Source organism: Salinispora vitiensis, assembly GCF_000378825.1.
GTDB classification, from domain to species: Bacteria; Actinomycetota; Actinomycetes; order Mycobacteriales; family Micromonosporaceae; genus Micromonospora; species Micromonospora vitiensis.
The window spans coordinates 4,157,148-4,174,299 of the sequence record NZ_KB900388.1; the positions used below are offsets into that span (position 1 = coordinate 4,157,148).

The 17,152-nt window shown below is 68.6% G+C and carries 18 protein-coding genes and 1 pseudogene; 15 read left to right on the plus strand and 4 right to left on the minus strand.

The genetic code is table 11. The features are described 5' to 3' along the window. Nucleotides 1-53: 53 nt before the first annotated feature. The 5 genes from SALPAC2_RS25175 to SALPAC2_RS25180 all read left to right on the plus strand — a co-directional run bounded on the left by SALPAC2_RS25175 (nucleotide 54) and on the right by SALPAC2_RS25180 (nucleotide 4,963). The gene (locus SALPAC2_RS25175) at nucleotides 54-1,334 is read left to right on the plus strand and encodes an aldehyde dehydrogenase family protein (RefSeq protein WP_018218351.1); all 1,281 of its coding nucleotides are present in this window, start codon (nucleotides 54-56) and stop codon (nucleotides 1,332-1,334) included. Next, nucleotides 1,331-3,082 carry a thiamine pyrophosphate-binding protein gene (locus tag SALPAC2_RS0119725; protein WP_018218352.1) on the plus strand — a complete coding sequence of 584 codons (1,752 nt, stop codon included), beginning with the start codon at nucleotides 1,331-1,333 and terminating at the stop codon, nucleotides 3,080-3,082. The genes SALPAC2_RS25175 and SALPAC2_RS0119725 overlap by 4 nt, the downstream gene beginning before the upstream one ends. Before the next feature lie 33 nt (nucleotides 3,083-3,115). Further along, complete coding sequence (locus tag SALPAC2_RS0119730) at nucleotides 3,116-4,021, plus strand: ACP S-malonyltransferase (RefSeq protein WP_018218353.1); 906 nt, start codon at nucleotides 3,116-3,118, stop codon at nucleotides 4,019-4,021. A 106-nt stretch (nucleotides 4,022-4,127) separates the two neighbouring features. Further along, nucleotides 4,128-4,421: a transposase gene (locus tag SALPAC2_RS0119735; protein WP_018218354.1), complete on the plus strand. Its 294-nt coding sequence runs from the start codon at nucleotides 4,128-4,130 to the stop codon at nucleotides 4,419-4,421. Nucleotides 4,422-4,585: 164 nt separating this feature from the next. Next, nucleotides 4,586-4,963: an IS3 family transposase gene (locus SALPAC2_RS25180; RefSeq protein WP_223874908.1), complete on the plus strand. Its 378-nt coding sequence runs from the start codon at nucleotides 4,586-4,588 to the stop codon at nucleotides 4,961-4,963. Here the strand turns inward: SALPAC2_RS25180 and SALPAC2_RS26435 are convergent. Further along, nucleotides 4,890-5,267 (minus strand): annotated as a pseudogene (locus tag SALPAC2_RS26435) (IS5 family transposase); the annotation flags it as partial. The gene SALPAC2_RS25180 and the pseudogene SALPAC2_RS26435 sit on opposite strands and share 74 nt — an antisense overlap. A gap of 227 nt (nucleotides 5,268-5,494) precedes the next feature. On the opposite strand from SALPAC2_RS26435, the gene SALPAC2_RS0119745 reads away from it, so the two are divergent. Both SALPAC2_RS0119745 and SALPAC2_RS0119750 read left to right on the plus strand, forming a co-directional pair. Next, a complete protein-coding gene (locus SALPAC2_RS0119745) occupies nucleotides 5,495-6,061 on the plus strand; it encodes a hypothetical protein (protein WP_018218355.1) in 567 nt (188 codons plus the stop codon). A 2-nt stretch (nucleotides 6,062-6,063) separates the two neighbouring features. After that, nucleotides 6,064-6,711, plus strand: a complete 648-nt coding sequence (locus tag SALPAC2_RS0119750; RefSeq protein ID WP_018218356.1) for a nucleotidyl transferase AbiEii/AbiGii toxin family protein — start codon at nucleotides 6,064-6,066, stop codon at nucleotides 6,709-6,711. 550 nt (nucleotides 6,712-7,261) lie between these two features. Here SALPAC2_RS0119750 and SALPAC2_RS0119760 read toward each other — a convergent pair. Continuing rightward, on the minus strand, nucleotides 7,262-8,437 hold the full coding sequence (locus SALPAC2_RS0119760) for a PhzF family phenazine biosynthesis isomerase (RefSeq protein WP_223874120.1): 1,176 nt from the start codon (nucleotides 8,435-8,437) through the stop codon (nucleotides 7,262-7,264). 143 nt (nucleotides 8,438-8,580) lie between these two features. Next, a complete protein-coding gene (locus SALPAC2_RS0119765; protein ID WP_018218359.1) occupies nucleotides 8,581-9,168 on the minus strand; it encodes a TetR/AcrR family transcriptional regulator in 588 nt (195 codons plus the stop codon). A 122-nt stretch (nucleotides 9,169-9,290) separates the two neighbouring features. Here SALPAC2_RS0119765 and SALPAC2_RS0119770 point away from each other — a divergent pair, with 122 nt between their 5' ends. Continuing rightward, on the plus strand, nucleotides 9,291-9,806 hold the full coding sequence (locus SALPAC2_RS0119770; protein ID WP_018218360.1) for an SRPBCC family protein: 516 nt from the start codon (nucleotides 9,291-9,293) through the stop codon (nucleotides 9,804-9,806). Between the two features lie 228 nt (nucleotides 9,807-10,034). Here SALPAC2_RS0119770 and SALPAC2_RS0119775 read toward each other — a convergent pair whose 3' ends face one another. After that, nucleotides 10,035-11,321, minus strand: a complete 1,287-nt coding sequence (locus tag SALPAC2_RS0119775; RefSeq protein WP_026184920.1) for an APC family permease — start codon at nucleotides 11,319-11,321, stop codon at nucleotides 10,035-10,037. A 55-nt stretch (nucleotides 11,322-11,376) separates the two neighbouring features. Between SALPAC2_RS0119775 and SALPAC2_RS0119780 the strand changes: the two genes are divergently transcribed. From SALPAC2_RS0119780 to SALPAC2_RS0119810, 7 genes are all read left to right on the plus strand, one after another. Beyond that, a complete protein-coding gene (locus tag SALPAC2_RS0119780) occupies nucleotides 11,377-12,033 on the plus strand; it encodes a helix-turn-helix transcriptional regulator (RefSeq protein WP_018218362.1) in 657 nt (218 codons plus the stop codon). 14 nt (nucleotides 12,034-12,047) lie between these two features. Continuing rightward, nucleotides 12,048-12,416, plus strand: a complete 369-nt coding sequence (locus SALPAC2_RS0119785; protein ID WP_018218363.1) for a cupin domain-containing protein — start codon at nucleotides 12,048-12,050, stop codon at nucleotides 12,414-12,416. Beyond that, nucleotides 12,413-12,709 (plus strand): antibiotic biosynthesis monooxygenase family protein, encoded by a 297-nt coding sequence (locus SALPAC2_RS0119790; protein WP_026184921.1) that lies wholly within the window; start codon nucleotides 12,413-12,415, stop codon nucleotides 12,707-12,709. Before SALPAC2_RS0119785 ends, SALPAC2_RS0119790 begins: the two co-directional genes overlap by 4 nt. A 576-nt stretch (nucleotides 12,710-13,285) precedes the next feature. Continuing rightward, nucleotides 13,286-14,227, plus strand: a complete 942-nt coding sequence (locus SALPAC2_RS0119795; protein ID WP_223874119.1) for an ATP-binding cassette domain-containing protein — start codon at nucleotides 13,286-13,288, stop codon at nucleotides 14,225-14,227. Next, entirely contained in the window at nucleotides 14,224-15,063 is an 840-nt protein-coding gene (locus SALPAC2_RS0119800) for an ABC transporter permease (RefSeq protein ID WP_018218366.1), read from the plus strand. The genes SALPAC2_RS0119795 and SALPAC2_RS0119800 overlap by 4 nt, the downstream gene beginning before the upstream one ends. 563 nt (nucleotides 15,064-15,626) lie before the next feature. After that, nucleotides 15,627-16,502: an ABC transporter ATP-binding protein gene (locus tag SALPAC2_RS0119805; RefSeq protein ID WP_018218367.1), complete on the plus strand. Its 876-nt coding sequence runs from the start codon at nucleotides 15,627-15,629 to the stop codon at nucleotides 16,500-16,502. Nucleotides 16,503-16,513: 11 nt separating this feature from the next. After that, the gene (locus tag SALPAC2_RS0119810) at nucleotides 16,514-17,104 is read left to right on the plus strand and encodes a hypothetical protein (RefSeq protein ID WP_162561377.1); all 591 of its coding nucleotides are present in this window, start codon (nucleotides 16,514-16,516) and stop codon (nucleotides 17,102-17,104) included. The last annotated feature ends 48 nt before the right edge of the window (nucleotides 17,105-17,152 follow it).

A 17,152-nucleotide genomic window follows, 5' to 3' on the forward strand; every position in this document is an offset into this window, starting at 1 on the left:
AACCCTGACCAACGGGCGTCGGATTGGCGACCGTGCCGGGCGAGGAGAGCAGCATGACGGTGCACCTTCCCACGACACCACGTGTCACCAGCAGTGCGGGGATGCCCCACCCGGATCGTCTCCGCAGTCTGTCCAGGGTCCGTGAACTGTTGGTCGAGCAACCTGACCAGGTCCTCGACGAGCTGACCAAGTTCACGACGATCGGCGCGGCGCGGTACGAACTGGCCGCCGCGATCGCCACCCTCGACGGTGCGTTGGCAGAGTGCCAACGCCACCGACCGGCAGCGGTACGGAACATCGCGGTGTTCATGCCATCCAACGTGCTGCTCTACTCCTACGTGCTCTACCTGCTGGTGCCGTCGCTGTTCGCCGACCGGGTGGTGCTCAGGCCCGCCAGCCAGACGGCGGAACATCTGCAACGTCTACACGCGATGCTCGCACCGGTGCACGGCCTGCCGATCGAGCCGTTGATGGTCAGCCAGCGAGCCTTCGTCTGGGACGCAGTTCTGCCGGCCGACGTCGTCGTCTTCACCGGCGCCTACCAGAACGCCGAACAGATCCGGCCCCAGCTCCGCGCCGAGCAGCTGTTGCTCTTCCTGGGGGCGGGGGTGAACCCCTTCATCGTCGCCCCGGGGGCCGATCTTGCCGCGGCCGCCCGCGACGCCGTTCAGATCCGGATGTTCAACACCGGCCAGGACTGCCTGGCCCCCGACCTCTTCTGTGTCCAGGAATCGGATGCCGACGCCTTCCTCGACCTGCTGCTCAAGGAGGTCAAGGGCTTACGGTACGGCGAATACGCGGACCCGACAGCCGACTACGGGTCGATCTTCTACCACGGAGCGCTTGAGGCCGCGGCGCTCTTCCTGTTCAAAAATCGGGCCAATATCGTCCACGGCGGCAGCATCGACTTCCGCAGCCGCAGGGTCGAACCGGCGGTGGTGGTCAGCCCCCTGGACGGACGATCCGGCGACACCGAGTTCTTCGCACCAGTCTTCAACGTCGCCGTCTACCCGGACGAGGCCACCGCGACCCGCATCCTGACCAGCGGGATCTATGCCGAGCGTGCGTTGGGCGCCAGCGTCTACGGCGATGCGCCCGCACTGACCGCCGCACTTGCCCGCCGGCACACCGTCACCATCAACGCGTCGATGTTCAGCGTCGACGACGGCAACGCTCCCTTCGGTGGCTGGGGACCGATGGCGAGCTACGCGGCGTACAGCGGGCGACTGCACGTGGGGCCGATCCTGGTGTCCCAGGCGGTTGCCCGTCATCTCGGCCAAGCTGGTGAGCCGGTCGAGCCCGACGTCGGCGAAACCGGGATGGGAGCGCGGTGAGCCAGGACCTGACCGCGGTGTCGACCGTCGAGGGTCCGTCACCGTCGGTGTCATCGGTACCCTTACCCACGGCGACGCGGTACCCGACCGGGTGGGCGGCGGTCGCGGACCTGGTCGTCGCGCTCGGCGTCGACACGATATTCGGGCTTCCTGGCGACGACATGGGGCCGCTGGCGGCGCTTGCCACGCTGCCGGTGCGCGTCGTCCTCTGCCGTGACCAGCGCAACGCCGTCTTCATGGCCACCGGGTACGCGCTCTCCACCGGCTACCCGGGGGTGGTCATCGTCGGCAAGGGACCGGCGGTCACGAACACGATCACAGGGCTCTTGGAGGCCGACTCGGCACGAGTTCCACTCCTGCTCGTTGCCGCAGGGACCGCCGAGGCGAGCGTCGGGACCGGCGCGTTCCAGGAAGTGGACCAGTTGACGCTCGTCCGACCCCTGACGCGCTACGCCGCCCGGGTCACCGAGCCCTCGCGGTTGGGAGCAGTCCTGAACAAGGCGGCGTTGATCGCGCGGGCCGTCCCGGGTCCGGTCTACGTCGAGATCTCCGAACCGGTCGGGCTCGGCCCGGTGACGGTTGCCGGACCATGGCGGGCGGCACCTGTGGAGCCCTCCCCGGCGTCGGACGAGTCGATTGCGACCAGCGGGGCGCTGCTGGCACGGGCCCAGCGACCGGTGCTCCTGGCCGGTGGCGGTTGTCGACACCGCGACGTGGGCCGGATCATCGAGCAGCTCGCCGAGGCCCTGGGTGCGCCGATCTTCGCCACCGCCTCCGGACGAGGCGTCCCGTCCGAGGAGCACGATTTCTTCTGCGGCCTCGCTGGCCTCTACAGCGTGCCTCCGATGAGCGAACTCTGGGCCGAGGCGGACCTCGTTGTCGCGCTGGGCAGCAGGTTGGAGGAGACCGCGACCTTCGGTTGGCCCCAGTCCACCCGTGTGATCCAGGTGACCCTGGACGCCGCCGACGTGGCCACCGAGCGGGAGGGGTCGGCGGTGCTCGGTGACGTCCGGGCAGTGCTCCTCGGTTGGCTGGACGCCGACACCGGCCCATACCGGTCGGCGTGGGTCGACCGGGTACGGACAACCAGAGCGGCAGCCGAGCGTGTCGCCGACGGGATTCGCAAGCGTGACAGGCCGAACGGGGTGGCCGTCACCGCTGTGCTGAGCGTCCTCGACCGGGTCGTCCCGCCTGACCGCATCCTCGTGCAGGAAAATGGTCTGCAGGACATGTGGTCGTACTTCTTCCCGTACTGGTCCAGCAGTTCCGCCGGCGGGTCGATCGTGCCCAGTGAGCAGACCAGCCTGGGATTCGGCGCCGCCGCCGCGGTCGGGGTGGCCTGCGGCCGGAAAGGTCCCGTCGTCTCCATCGCGGGCGACGGTGCGTTCCACCTGTTCCGCAGCGAGCTGCCCACCGTCGTCGAGGCGGGTGTCGGGGTGCTCTACGTCGTGCTCGACAACGGCGGCTACGGATGGTTGCAGAAGAACCTCGGGTCGGCCGTCCCGGGCAGCCGGTACCGCTTCACCGATACCGGCCGGGGCACCGGCAATCGTGGCCTCGCGGCGGCCTACGGCCTGGGATTCGCCCGGATCGACGACGTGGACGACCTCGAACCGGTGCTACGCGAGGCGTGGCGGGAGTGTGCCGCCGGCCGCACCACGATCGTCGAGATCGGTGTGGATCTTGACGACACGCCGCCCGGGATCGACAAACTGGCCGGTGACTTTCCAGTATCGCCGCACGCCTGACCGGATGGGGGCACAAACGTGGGGGGTTCCGCCATGTTCTTTCCGGGGCTCGTCCCCACCAGTCCGACCTCTCTGCAGAGCTTCGCCGAGGGTAGTCACCATGCCCAGGCCCGTCTCGCCGTCGCCGATGACGTGCTCGGCTACCCCGTGTTGAGTCGATACGCCTCCGCGTCCATCTACGAGTGGGAGGTGTTCGAGGCGGGGTACATGGCAGTCAGCCTGGCATTGGCCGACTGGGCTACCGAACGGTGGCAGCTAAGCCCCGCGGTCGCCGGCGGCCAGAGCTTCGGTGCCTTCATGGCGGCGGTGTTCGCCGGTGCTCTGACGTACCACGACGCCCTTCTGCTGCTGCGCCGGAGCGTGACGGTGGAGACGGACTTCTTCGACGGGCTTCCCGAGCCGTTGGGCTGCCACTTCTTCTACCGGCTGTCCCACGACCAGGTGGAGAACCTGGTGGCCGAGTTCCGCGCGGCCGGTCACCTGCTTGAGCTCTCCGTCGTCCTGGACGAGGAGGTGCACGCGGTCTCCGGGCCGCGCGCCGCGCTTGCCGACTTCGCGCGCCGGGTGCGCGAGGAGGGCGGCCACCCGTTCTACACGATGAACCGGGCTGAGCACTGCAGCATGGTCGCGGGGCTGCGCACCCGCCTGGAGAACGAGGTCTACGGAACGGTTCGCTGGCATCGACCGTCCATCCCCCTGCTCTCCGACGTCACCGGTGCACTGCTGACCACGCCGGAGGAGGTCCGGACCGACCTTCTCGACGGCTGGACCCACCCGGTGCGGTGGAACACCGTCACGGACGGTTTGCGCGCGGCCGGCGTAGACCATGTCCACATCGTCGGTCCCCGGTCCATGTTCGCCCGGATCACCCGCGGCCGGTTCCCCACCACCTTGATCACCACGAAGACGGTGCTAACCGACTCGACCACCGCATCCTGACAGCGACTACCGATCCGGCAGCTCGTCGACAGGGCCGGCACTGAAGTGACCCCCTGAGACCGGACACCTCCTGACTTGGCATCCTGCCGAGGAGGAGGAAACCGCTGTGGCTCGACAGAGCAAGTACCCCGAGGAGTTCCGGCGCCAGGCCGCGGCGTTGGTGCTCGACTCCGGTCGCACGATCCGCGACGTGGGTCGGGAGTTGGGCGTCAACCACGAGACGCTGCGCAACTGGGTCGACCGGATGCGGCAGGAACGCGACGGCGGCTGGCCCAGTGACCTGGCCGCTGACGAACGGGCCGAGTTGGTGCGGTTGCGACGGCAGGTCGCCCAGCTGGAGCTGGAGAAGGAGATCTTGAAAAAAGCCGCGGTCTTCTTCGCACGCGAGACGGAGCGGTGAACCGGACTGACGTGTACCGGTTCATCGACGCGGAGAAGACCACCTACCCGGTCCGTCTGCTCTGCCGGCTGCTCGGTGTCGGCCACAGCGCCTTCTACCAGTGGCTGCGAACCGGCCGGCAACATGCCGCTGACCGGGAACGCCACGACCACGCTCGGGTCGAGGTGACCCGGCAGGCCTGGTCGGAGCATCGAGGCGTCTACGGCGCCCGCCGGCTCACCGCCGAACTCCACGACCGTGGCCACCGGTGGAACCGCAAGGCGGTAGCGAGACTGATGCGCTTGGCCGGCATTGAGGGCGCCCACCGCCGGCGACGCGGCAAGCCGCGCCGCAAGGCCGCAGCTACCGCGACCGCCCCGGACCTGGTCCAGCGGCAGTTCACTGCCACCGAACCGAACCGGCTGTGGGTCGCCGACATCTCCTACCTGCGCACGATCCTGTCTCGGCGTCGAGCCGGGATCGGGCCCCTTTTTGCAGATGGCCGTCCCGGCGAGCGCCGGCGGCGTGTTGGTGGGCGCGGCTGGTCATCGAGTCCACGCTGACCATCCAGGTGATCCGGCCTTGCGCATCGCCGGCGGCCTGCGAGGCGGCCAGGATCTTGTCCCAGGTGCCGTCGCGCTGCCAGCGACGGAACAGCCCGTAGATCGTCTGCCAGGGTCCGTACTCGGCCGGCACGTCACGCCAGGGCGACCCGATTCGGATCCGCCACCTGATCCCGTCGATGAGCTGCCGTTTGTCCCACTTCGGCGGCCGACCCTTCACCGACGCGGCCGGCAACAGCGCGGCGAGCCGCTGCCACTGAGCGTCGGTGAGGTCGTGCCGCCTCGTCACCGCTAAGGTAGCCACGAGGTCTCCGGTATGACGTTCTTGCTTGGTCGCAGAACCAAATACCGGAGACCTCTTCAGTTGTCGATCACCGACACGCCGTGACCTTCACCGGCCACCACGACTTCTGAAACACGCCTTAGCCCAGTGCAGCATGCTCGCCACAGCCGGCTCAGGTTCATGACACCGACAACAAGGGGGCCGCAGTGGGCCAAGCATGCTTGGCCTAGCGTAGTAGGCTGACGAGCATGGGTCGGTTCTCCGAGGATGAGCTGCAGGCGGTTGTCTCAAGGTACGAGGCGACGCGCGCGCAGGCGTTGACCGAGCGGGACGAGCAGCTGCGGGCGTTTCACGCCGCCGGCTGGCGACCGGTCGATCTGCAACGGGTCACCGGGTACAGCCGGGAGACGATCCGCCAGGCCCTCCGACCGGAGGTCCGGCGGGCGACCAATCTCAGCCGGCGCAGGACGGCACCCCAGCCGCCGGCGGACTACCGGCCCTACGGCGACCGGAAGCCCTACGTAGTGGCCGCGACCCTCGCCGATCTCCATGGCCCGACCGCGGGCACGGTGACGCTTCCGCCTCATCTCGACTGGTCCGGGCACGCCGAGTACGACCTTGACCGGCCCGCCCGCCTGGCCAGCATGTACAAGGTGGTGCTCACCGAAGCCAGCACGGCCGAGGACCTCAACGCCTGGCTCGATGTCGACCTCCTCCGGCGGCTCTGGCCCACCCTCTGGCTGCCGCCCCAGCTCCGCCAGCGCTGGGAGGACACCTTCCCTGAACTCGCCGCCACCCGCAGCGACGCGGCATAGCGGTGGACCCCTTCCATGAACGCCTCGCCCGTACCGGGCTCGCGGCGGCCGATCGATACGGCTTCGCGCTGGCCGGCGGCTACGCCGTCCAGGCCGCCGGGCTCGTCGAGCGGCCCAGCGAGGACGTCGACCTGTTCACCGCCTGGGACCGCCGCGACGAGTTCACCGCCGCGGTCGTCGCCGTCGTGCACGCCTACCGCGACGACGGCCTCACCGTCGAAACCGAGCGGCAGTACGACACCTTCGCCCGGCTCGCAGTCACCGACGGTATCCGGGTTTCAAAGGTCGAACTCGGCGTGGACTGGCGCGCCAACGAACCGATCCTCATGGCGATCGGACCGGTACTGCACCCCGACGACGCGGTCGCGAACAAGATGAGCGCACTCTACGGACGAGCGTTCGCCCGGGACTTCATCGACATTGACGCCACCCTCCGGTCCGGTCGCTACACCCGCGACGCCCTCCTCGCCCTCGCGCGGCGCGCCGACCGTGGCTTCCACCCGCGTATCTTCGCCGACGCCCTCGGACAAGCCACCCAGCTCGATCCTGACGACTTCGCCCTGTACGGCGTCACCGGCCCAGCGCTGGACGATCTCCGAAGCCGATTCGCCCAGTGGCGCCGCGAACTGCTCGACGACGAGAGAGGGTGACTCGGCCCCGACTCACGGCAACGTTGAGCCCGCACCCATAGGGTCCGAAACGTTCCAGCTGATCTTCGGCAAGCGATCGCAGCGAGCCCGCGAAGCGACCGGCACCCAACGGGTGGCGACAGGAAAGCCGCAGGTCATCAGCCTGCGAACACTGGCGGAGCGTCGCCTTAGGAAACCGTTGCTCTATCCCCTGAGCTACGAGGGCGCGAGCGCCCAGTCTAGCGACCCGGGGGTTCACCTGGGGTGGCAGGGAGTGGCCCCCGTTCATCCGCGTCACTCGGACCCCTGTTCACCCAGCCTAGGACCACACCCCGAGTCTCCATGTGACTCAGGTTGATCTTGGTGGGCGGGATGAAGTGGGTGCCGCGCCAGTCTCGTCGACCAGGGTGGGCTCGTCCTCGGGGTCCGGCGTCGCTGGCTGTGGCCGGTCGCCGACGCGGTGCTGGTCGCCTACCCGCGCCCACCCATCGACCGGCCACGCGAGCTGGCGGAGTTCCTGGGCACCCTCGACCCGCTGCGCGCGGCGGTCGCCGCCGTCCCTCAGGGGAGGTCAGTGTGAAGCGGCCATCTCGACGGTGCCACCGAGCCAGCAGCCTTCAATCCCGGTCTTGGTTTGTCGGAAACGCACCGTAATCAGGGATGGGCGGCCCATGGCCTGGCCTTGGCGTACACGTACTGTAGTGCCGGGTGTAACCCTTGCGGAGGGAGTTTGCAGGAGTCCGAACGCGAGGGACGCGGACGCGACACCCGTAGCCGCATCCTCCGGATATCCGGCCGACTGCGGGAACTGGCGGGCGTGCACCACCCGCCCGCCGGATTCGTCGCTCTTTTCCGGGAAGGCATACGGGTAGAGTCCGGTACTGCCCAGGAGGCCGCATAGTGACTCGACCTGATCGAAGTCCGGCTGGAGTCGGTGCAGGACCTCGGTGCTGGCTAGCGGGACGAGCGTCTTGATCCGGCTGGTGACGGCGTTGACAATCGGTGCGGAGTCGAGGTCGCTCGCCACAATCCGCAGCACATTCAATAGTGTCCGGACGGCGGATTTGTCGTCGAGGGTTTGCACCCGGCCCGCCGGCTGGCTGATTTCCACCAGCGGCGTGTCGCCTTCACCCGTGATGTGAGCCTCTACGACACCGCTTGGCGTCGAGATCCTCGCCATGCAGCTGGGAAGGCGGCCCATGCGATGCAACAGCCACGTGGCGCCGACAGTGGCGTGCCCGCACATCGACATCTCCTCGTTGGGCACCCAGAAGCGCATGGCGAAGTCGCATCCGGATCCGGCCGGGGCGGGTAGGACGAACCCGCACTCGAACCCGTACGAACGGGCGACGGCTTGCATCTCGTGGTCAGACAGCCGGGCGGCGTTGAGTACGATGGGCGCAGGGTTCCCGCCACCGGGACCATCGGGAAACACGGTCAGTAGATGTATGTCAGTGCTCACGGCCATACTTTCCCAGACCCAGGTCGTCATCGCGCTCGCCCTCCCAAGAGGGTGGCGTAACTGCTGCTCCTCAGCGTGGGCCTGACGGAAGAACCGGTCCACGATCATCGTGCTTACTGGACACCCCGGCCATTGGCTCAACGCTCGGTCGTCCAGCGAACGTACGGGCGCAAACTCCAACTCAGTACCGCAAAACATGATTTCCTCCGCCGCGGGCAGCTGCGGCAAGGACAGTTCAGTGATCGACACATCGAGGCGCAGTCTGGGCCGGCCGGTCGAGATCACCGAGATAACGGTCGCCGCCGACCTCGCCATCCACGGCCCCACCCGCCAGTCCGGCCGTCCCGACTACGGCCCTGCTCCGGCATTGCTGATCGCGGCAGGGGCCGCCTGGTCGCACCCGGATCCGCACGCCGCCCGCAGGGGCCCTACTCGCCGGCCCCGTCGAGGGCGAGCAGGTCGAGGAGGCCGGACGCCAGGCCTTCGGCGGTGGGCAGACCGTCCGGGTCGACGAGCCATTGCACGATGAGGCCGCTCAGGATCGCGTAGCACATCGCGCCGACGTTCCTGGCCCGCTGGGGTTCGGCTGTGGGGTCGATACCCAGCATCTGCGCGGCGAGGTTTTCTCGCGCGTCCGCGAGTGTGCGACGGAGCGCCTGACGCAGCTCGGAGTCCTCGTCGGCCTGTGCGATGAGTTCGAACGACGCGGCGAGCACGCCGCGGTTGCCCTCGAACGACTCGATCACCTGCCCCCAGGCGGCGGCCAGATGATCAGGCAGCGACGTACGGGCCGGCACCGACCGCAGCCGACCGTCCAGGGTGGCCGACCACTCCTCGAGCCCTTCCGTGAGGGCGGCGAGGAGCAGGGCCTCGGTGGTCCCGAAGTGGTAGCCGATGGCCGCTGTGCTCACCCCGGCCGCGGAGGCGACGTCACGGGCGCGGGTCCGTGCGTACCCACGCTGGTCGAGACAGCTCCGCGCGCCACGCAGCAGGGCAGCTCGATTGTCGACCCGCATTGACACACCCCTCCGGGTTGGTACGGTTGTGCAACACGCCCGTGCAATAGTGCGTGTGGTGCGTCCCAGGAATGTAGCCCGACCGAATCTGGCGAGTCCGTCGACCCGGAAGAAGGACTTTCATGACCCGACGTCGTAAGGTCGTACTGTCGATTGCCGGGGCGCTTGTGGGCCTGGTGGCCCTCCTGGCACTCCTCGGCTCGGTCCGCGACACCCACATCGTCACGGTGACCCGCTCGACCGACGCCTGCCGCGACGCGATGTGGGACCTGTGGGCCGACGTGCCCGCCCGCACCGAGTGGGACAAGGGCCTCGACTACATCGAGCTCGACGGGCCCTTCGAGGCCGGCACTACCGGCACGGTGAAGGTCCAGGGACAGGACCCCATCGCCTACGAGGTGGTCGAAGTCGTGCCCCAGGAGCGTTACACAGACCGCTTCAAGAGTCTGCCGTGGACCCACACCGACTGGCACCACACGATCGAACCCAACGACCAGGGCGGGTACGACGTCACCTGGCGACTGGAGGCGCGCGGCCCGCTCTCGATCCTGACCCTTCCCATCACCACTTCCATCTTTGGAGCGGAAGTCCCCGGTGCCGTGGACGAGTTCGTCGGCCTCGCCGAGTCCCGCTGCTGAACGACCACGCCGGGCCTCCGCCCGCGCCGGCCCGGAGCAGTGGCGTGGAAGGTCGTCGTTCGCCGGCGGTGCGGGTCAGCAGGAACCAGTTGCCGTTTCCGGACCAGCGCCGCGTCCTCCTGTCGGGCGGTCAACCTGTTGGGAAGAGGCTCTACCCGCTCGGGAGCGAGCTGGCCGCCGACGGTATCCCCATCTCGGTGACGTGCCAGGTGCCTCGTTCAGAGCGGGTCAACGGCCTCCGGCGCGGTCGAGGTACCGCCGACGCAGCGCGTACCAGGCAGCGCCGATGGCGAGCACGCCGATTCCCGCCCCAACGCTGGCTGGGGGCAGGCTGGCCGCCAGCGTGACGCAGCCGGCCAGTCCCAGTACGGCGAGCAGCCGTACCGGCAGCCGACGGCCCGGGTCACGGCCGAGGGTGAGCGCCGCGGCGTTGGTGATTGCGTAGTAGACCAGCACGGTGCAGCTGGAGAAGCCGATTGCCCCGCGGACGTCACCGACGAGGACCACGGCCGCCACCACCATGGCCACCGCCAGCTCAGCTCGGTATGGCACTTGGTGCACCCGGTGCACGGTGGCCAAGCCGACCGGCACGTCCCGTCGGCGGCCCATCGCCAGTAGGGTCCGACCCACGGCGGCGAGCAGCGAGAGCAGCACCCCGATCACCGCCACGGCTGCGCCGGCCCGGACCACCCAGGACAGGCCGGGCAGCCCGACGGCGGTCACCACGTCGGCCAGGGGAGCGGCGGAGGCGGCCAGCCGGTCCGGGCCGAGCACCCCCAACGTGATCACCGCTAGTACCAAGTAGATCGCCAGCACCATACCCAGCGCCAGCGGCACCGCTCGGGGGATCGTTCGCCTCGGGTCGCGTACCTCTTCGCCGAGAGTGGCTATCCGGGCATACCCGGCGAAAGCAAAGAAGAGTAGCCCTGCGGCGGTCAGCACACCGGGCGCACCGGCACCGCCGACGTCGCTGAGCACCCGGCCGCCGACCGAACCGACGCCGCCGATTCGCTCCGCTGCGAAGCCGGTCAGGCCGACCACCGCGACCAGGGACAGGACCCCCAGCACCACCCCGACCAGCACCTTCGTGGCCCGCGCCGTCTTCCCCACACCGCGCAGGTTCACGGCGGTGACGGCCGCGATGGCGATGACGGCAACGAGCCGGGCCCGGTCCGGCCAGAGGTATGCCCCAACCGTCAGCGCCATCGCCGCGCAGCTTGCGGTCTTGCCGACCACGAAGCCCCAGCCGGCCACGAACCCGGCGAACGGGCCGAGCCGCTCCCGCCCGTAGACGTACGTGCCGCCGGACTCGGGGTAGTGGGCCGCCAGCCGGGCCGAGCTGGTCGCATTACAAAACGCTACGAACCCGGCCAGCGTAAGTGCCACCAGCAGTCCGGTCCCGCCAGCCGCCGCCGCAGCTGGAGCGAACACCACGAAGACGCCCGCGCCGAGCATCGCCCCCATCCCGATGACCACCGCATCAGTTACCCCCAGCCGCCGCGCCAACCGCTCCACGGACCAGACCCTAGGGGGCCGAGGTGAACAGCGTAAATTTTACCCAAGCTGCCTTGTGTATATTTGGTTCGTGACGAGTCGGCGAACAGCCCTGCGGCAGGTCCTCCACCGGGCAGCCGGTGCCATGACCGCTCAGCAGGTCGCAGACGCAGTGGGCTGGCCGGTCGAGACCACCCGGCTGCACTTGGAGGAGTTGGTTGGCGCGCAGCTCGCCGAGCGCGTACCCGGGGCGCCTCGCGGCCGTGGCCGCCCACCGATGACCTATCGCGCAACCGTCGGCATGGACACCGCCGGACCCACCCAGTACCGCTTGCTGGCGGGGCTCCTCGCGCGCACATTGTGCGAGCAGCCGAATGGTCGCGCACTCGCACGTGCCGCCGGACGGGCGTGGGCATCCGAGCAGCCGACGGAGGCCATCGACGGCGCCCCACTCACTCGGGCCACAACCGCGCTCACATCCCGCTTCGATGCCCACGAGTTCGCGCCAACCGCCGCGCTCACCGGGAACCGCGCCGAGATCACGTTATGGCACTGCCCCTTTCTCGACCTCATACCTGACTACGGCGATGTCATCTGCTCCCTACACGACGGCATGGTGGACGGGATCACCCACGCCACTGCCGGGACATCGGTGGCGGCCCAACTCACCCCTTTCCCGCGACCTGACTCGTGTCAGATCACGTTGACCCGCCGCACCCGAAGGAAAGACTGATGCCCACGACGCCAATGAAAAGTCTGCACGAACTCGGACAGGAACTCTTGACCCGCGCCCACGAAGCTTCGTCCGGGCGCGCCGCGGCCACGCTCAACGCCGATCACCGCAGCCTGAAGCAGCTAGTGCTGGCACTGCGGGCTGGATCGGCGTTGAGTGAGCACGAGAACCCAGGGCAGGCCACCCTGCAACTGTTGTCGGGAACAGCCACCGTGAGTACCACCGAGATGACGTGGCATGGCTCCACGGGCGACTACCTGGTGATTCCAGATCACAAACACGACCTGCGAGCGGTCAGTGACGCTGTCGTCATGCTGACGTTCGTCAAAGATGCCAACCGGCCGGAGCCACCCGCGGCCGCCGACCTAAGGAGCGACACATGAGCATCGTTAAAATTAATGCGATAGACATCGTGGAGGGTCACGGTGACGAATTCATCAAACGGTTCTCGGCGCGCCCAGGCAAGATCGAAGATGCGGACGGTTTCGAGGGCTTTCAGGTGCTGCGTCCCACCGACGACCGCACGACCTGGTTGGTGGTCACCCAGTGGCGTGACACCGAGGCGTACGACGCCTGGTACGCCACCCGCCCGCATCGCGCCCCCGAATCGGTGACCTACGCCGACAAGTGGGAGCTGTGGTCCTTCGACGTCCTCACCGCGGCGAACCCCGCCTGAGGCCGCGCCTGCCTGGCCGGGGTCAGAACTACCCCGGCCGGGTGGGATCAGTCGGCGGATGTGCCCGAAACCGGTCCAGACCCGGCTCGACAACCAGTTCGCCAGCTCACGCGGTGGCGCGCGCCGCTCCTTTCCGGATAGCAACACCCCGCTGCGACTAGTGCGCGCGCCGACAAAGGGGAACGGGTTGGCTGACCCGTGATCGCTGCTGTTCCGTCGGGGTGAATGACCCTTCGGCGTCGAAGCGGAAGACGCTTATGAAGTCAAAGGCCGAGACATGCTTCGACTAGCAACGGTCGATATTAGGGGATTACTGGCACCGCCATCCAGCAGGCAAGATGTCCGTCGCGCCGGGGATGTCGTCGTAAATACCTGCCGCCGGCGGCGCCTCAGATAGCACAATTCTCATGCCGTCAAGCGTTGCGCGGAAATCACACACAGATTTTGCATCTGGTGACGACTACGCGCGTTCCGCCCTGGACTTCGGTACCATTCCGCGGTGAGTGGGTCCGGACGACTACCGGCCGCGTGCAGGGAGTCAATGTGCATTCAGACTTTGCGATTCGAACCAACGGCTTGACGAAAGCCTTCGGCAAGACGAGGGCGGTGGACGGGATCGACCTCACCGTTACCGCCGGGACGGTGTACGGAGTACTCGGGCCGAACGGTGCGGGCAAGACCACGACCATCAGGATGCTCACCACGCTGCTGCCGCCGGACGCCGGCTCAGCCGAGGTGTTCGGCCACGACGTGGTCCGCGAGGCCGAGACCGTTCGCGGGCTCATCAGCCTGACCGGCCAGTTCGCCTCCGTCGACGACACCCTGACCGGCCGGCAGAACCTCAACCTGCTGGCGCGGCTGACGGGGTACTCCCGGGCCGTGGCCCGGCAGCGGGCGGTCGAGCTGCTGGGGGCGTTCGACCTGGCCGACGCGGGCGACCGGATGGTCAGGACGTACTCCGGCGGCATGCAACGCCGGCTGGACATCGCCGCCAGCGTCCTGAGCGCTCCGCGGCTAATCTTCCTGGACGAGCCGACCGCCGGGCTGGATCCCCGCAGCCGCAACCAGGTCTGGGATGCCGTGCGGACGGTGGTGGCCGGCGGGACCACGGTTCTGCTCACGACCCAATACCTGGAAGAGGCCGACCAGCTCGCGGACCGGATAGCGGTGATCGACAACGGCGAGGTCATCGCCGAAGGCACGCCCGGCGAGCTGAAGGCCTCGGTGGGCGGCGGCGCGGTGCACGTCCGTCTGCTGGACGCGACACAACGCCAGTTCGCGGAGCAGGTGTTGACGCGGGTGCTCGGGGCGCCGGTACGCCCGGACCCGGACCCGGCCCGGCTGTCGGTCAGCGCCTCCGATCCCGGCCGGGCCGGCGAGGCGCTCACCGCGCTGACCGCGGCGGGCGTCGCCGTCGCCGACTTTTCCCTCGGCCAACCAAGTCTGGACGAGGTGTTCCTGACCCTGACTGCCGGTCCCGCCGGGATCGCCACCGGCGCGGAGGTGAACGCCGTATGAGCACTGTGTCCAAGGCCCCTGCGCCCGTCGCCGCGCTCGACGCGATCCTGCGGACCCTCGAGCGGCCCCAGCCGCCCGGCGCCCTGTCCGCGACGCTGACCCTGGCCTGGCGGGCGGCGATCAAGGCGAAGAACACGGCGGTCGAGCAACTCTTCGACGCCATGATGATGCCCATCGTCTTCCTGCTGATCTTCAACTACCTGTTCGGTGGCGCGTTCGCCGGGTCGACCGACAACTACCTGCAGGTGTTCCTGCCCGGTGTCCTGGTCATGGCGGCGGTGATGCAGACGATGGCCACGGGCCACACGATCAGCCTTGACATCGCCAAGGGGATCTACGACCGGTTCCGCAGCATGCCGTTCTGGCAGCCGGCCAGCCTCGTCGGCACCATGGTCACCGATCTGGGCCGGTACCTGGTGACCCTCACGCTGACCGCCGTGCTCGGGCTGGCGTTGGGATTCCGGCCGGGGGCCGGAGCCGTCGGCCTGGTACTGGCGATGCTGCTGATCCTGGCGTTCGCGTTCGCGTTCGCGTGGATCTTCACCACCATCAGCCTGCTGGTACGCAGCCCGGACTCGATCCAGGCGCAGAGCATGCTGCTGATGGCGGTGGTCTTCTGTAGCAACATTTTCGTGGAGTCGAGCACGATGCCCGGGTGGATCCGGGCGATCGTCGATGTCAATCCGATCAGCCACCTGTCCACCGCGGTGCGTGGCCTGGTGCACGGCACGGTGACCGCCGGGCAGATTGGCCTGGTCGCGCTGTCGATCGGCATCCTGCTGGTGGTCTTCGGGCCGCTCACCATGGTGCTGTACCGCAAACGGAAGAACGGCTGACCGGCCCGCGCCGGTCCGCCGCTCCCGCACACCGCTCAGCGCGACCCGTGTGCGGCGGTGAGCTCCTCCAGCCGCGGCACGACGTCGACCGGGCGGGGCATGGCCAGGAACTCGGCCCGGACTTGGGCGGCGTTCGCCCGGAAGGACGGGTCCTCGAGTAGGCGCCGCGACTTCTACCGCGAGGTCTACGCCGACACCGGAGGCGTGTCGGTCCCGGCGGCAACAACGACGGCTGCAGCGGGTGAGGCACGCTCGAGCTCTTAGATTTCGGGCGAGGTGAACATCCGCGGGTTCCCCACGTTGCCCGTCAGCCTGGTCGACCGGCATCGACAGCTGGAGTGTAGGGCGATCCGGATCGGTTCGGCGAGAGCGCGGCCATCCGGTGGGGAGATCTATGTCTAGTATGGGCGGATGGGCTGTTCCGCTCCTGCTCACTACCGTTGGGCAGGGCCGAGCGTGCCCTGTCGGTCTACCAGCAATTGCGCGCCGAGGGTGCTGATGGGTCAGTACCTCGATGTGAAGGGTGGCGCGGACGCCGCCGACCCGGCTGATTGTGACGGCTCATGATCGAGACGCGCCAGCTCACGAAACACTACGGTTCGGTCCGGGCGGTGGAGGGGCTCAGCTTCACCGCGCATCCGGGACGCGTGACCGGCTTCCTCGGACTGAACGGCTCGGGAAAGACGACCACCCTGCGCATGCTGCTCGGGCTGAGCCGCCCGACCTCCGGGGCGGCATTCGTCAACGGCAAGCGTTTCCGCGAATTCCGCTATCCCCTACAACAGGTCGGCGCGGTGCTGGAGCAGGGCATCAGCCACCCGGGCCAGACCGGCCAGGCCCATCTGACCGCCCAAGCGATTCTGGCCGGCGCCGGGAAGGGTCGGGTGGAGGCGCTCCTTGAGTACGTGGGGCTGGCACACGCGGCCGATCGGCGCACCGGGGACTACTCGCTGGGCATGCGGCAGCGGCTGGCCGTAGCGACGGCGCTTCTGGGTGATCCTCCGGTGCTGGTGCTGGACGAGCCGGCGAACGGGCTGGACCCGGAGGGCATCGTTTGGCTGCGCTCGCTGTTGCGGGAGCACGCCGCACGTGGTGGCACGGTGCTCATCTCCAGTCACCTCCTCGCCGAACTGGCACACCTCATCGACGACGTGATCGTGATCGCGAAGGGTCGGATCACCTGCGTAGCACCGCTAGCCAGCCTGTACGGCACTCGTAGCCGGCGCCTCAGGGTGCGCGGACGCGACCTCGGGCGGTTGTGGCGGGCGTTCGAGCGGGCGGGGGGCAGGGTCACCCCGGTCGACGACGCCCTGGAGGTGACGGGGCTGGCGGCCGAGGACGCAGGCGAGGTCGCATTCGAGGCCCGAGTGCCGCTCTACGAGTTGACCAGTGAGGCGTCGAACCTGGAACAGATCTTCCTCGAACTGGCGGGGGCCTGATGCTCACACTGGTGCGTAGCGAGCTCTACCGGGTCGCCACGATCCGGTCGAGCTGGATTTCGATGCTCGCGCTCACCCTCGTCGGGATGTTGCTGGCCGCCGTCAACGTCTCGGCCTGGGCCCTGCTCGCCGGCATGAGCACCTTTGGTCTGGCCGCGCTGCTGGTAGCCCAGCACCATCAGCACCGTACGGCAATCCTGCTCGCGCTGGCCGAGTCGAGACGGGCGGCGGTGCTGCTCGGGCAGGTGGCCACCGCAGTGCTCGTCGCGCTGGCGGTGGTGGCGGTCAGCGGGCTTCCAGCGCTGCTCGGGGGCAACGTCCCCGCGTACGCGAATCTGCTGGCTGTCGTGCCGGCGATCGCGGTCTTCGGCGCTGCGTCGGCCGCCGTGGCCCGCCGGTCCAACTGGCTGTTCATGGGTGCCGCCGCTTGGTTCGTCTTCGTCGAGGGGCTCCTGGGCCGGCTCCGGATGCCGTTGCCCTTCTCGAGCTTCGTGATGGCTAGCTCTGGGGGCGGCCGCAACCTCGCCGTGGCGGTCGGCTGGGCTCTCGCGGCGCTGACCGTGGCCGCGCTCACGGCAAATCGGGACCTCACCAGCGAATAGTCCGCCGCATTAACCGACGTTTCGCCCTTCCGTCCCCTGACGAAGCGG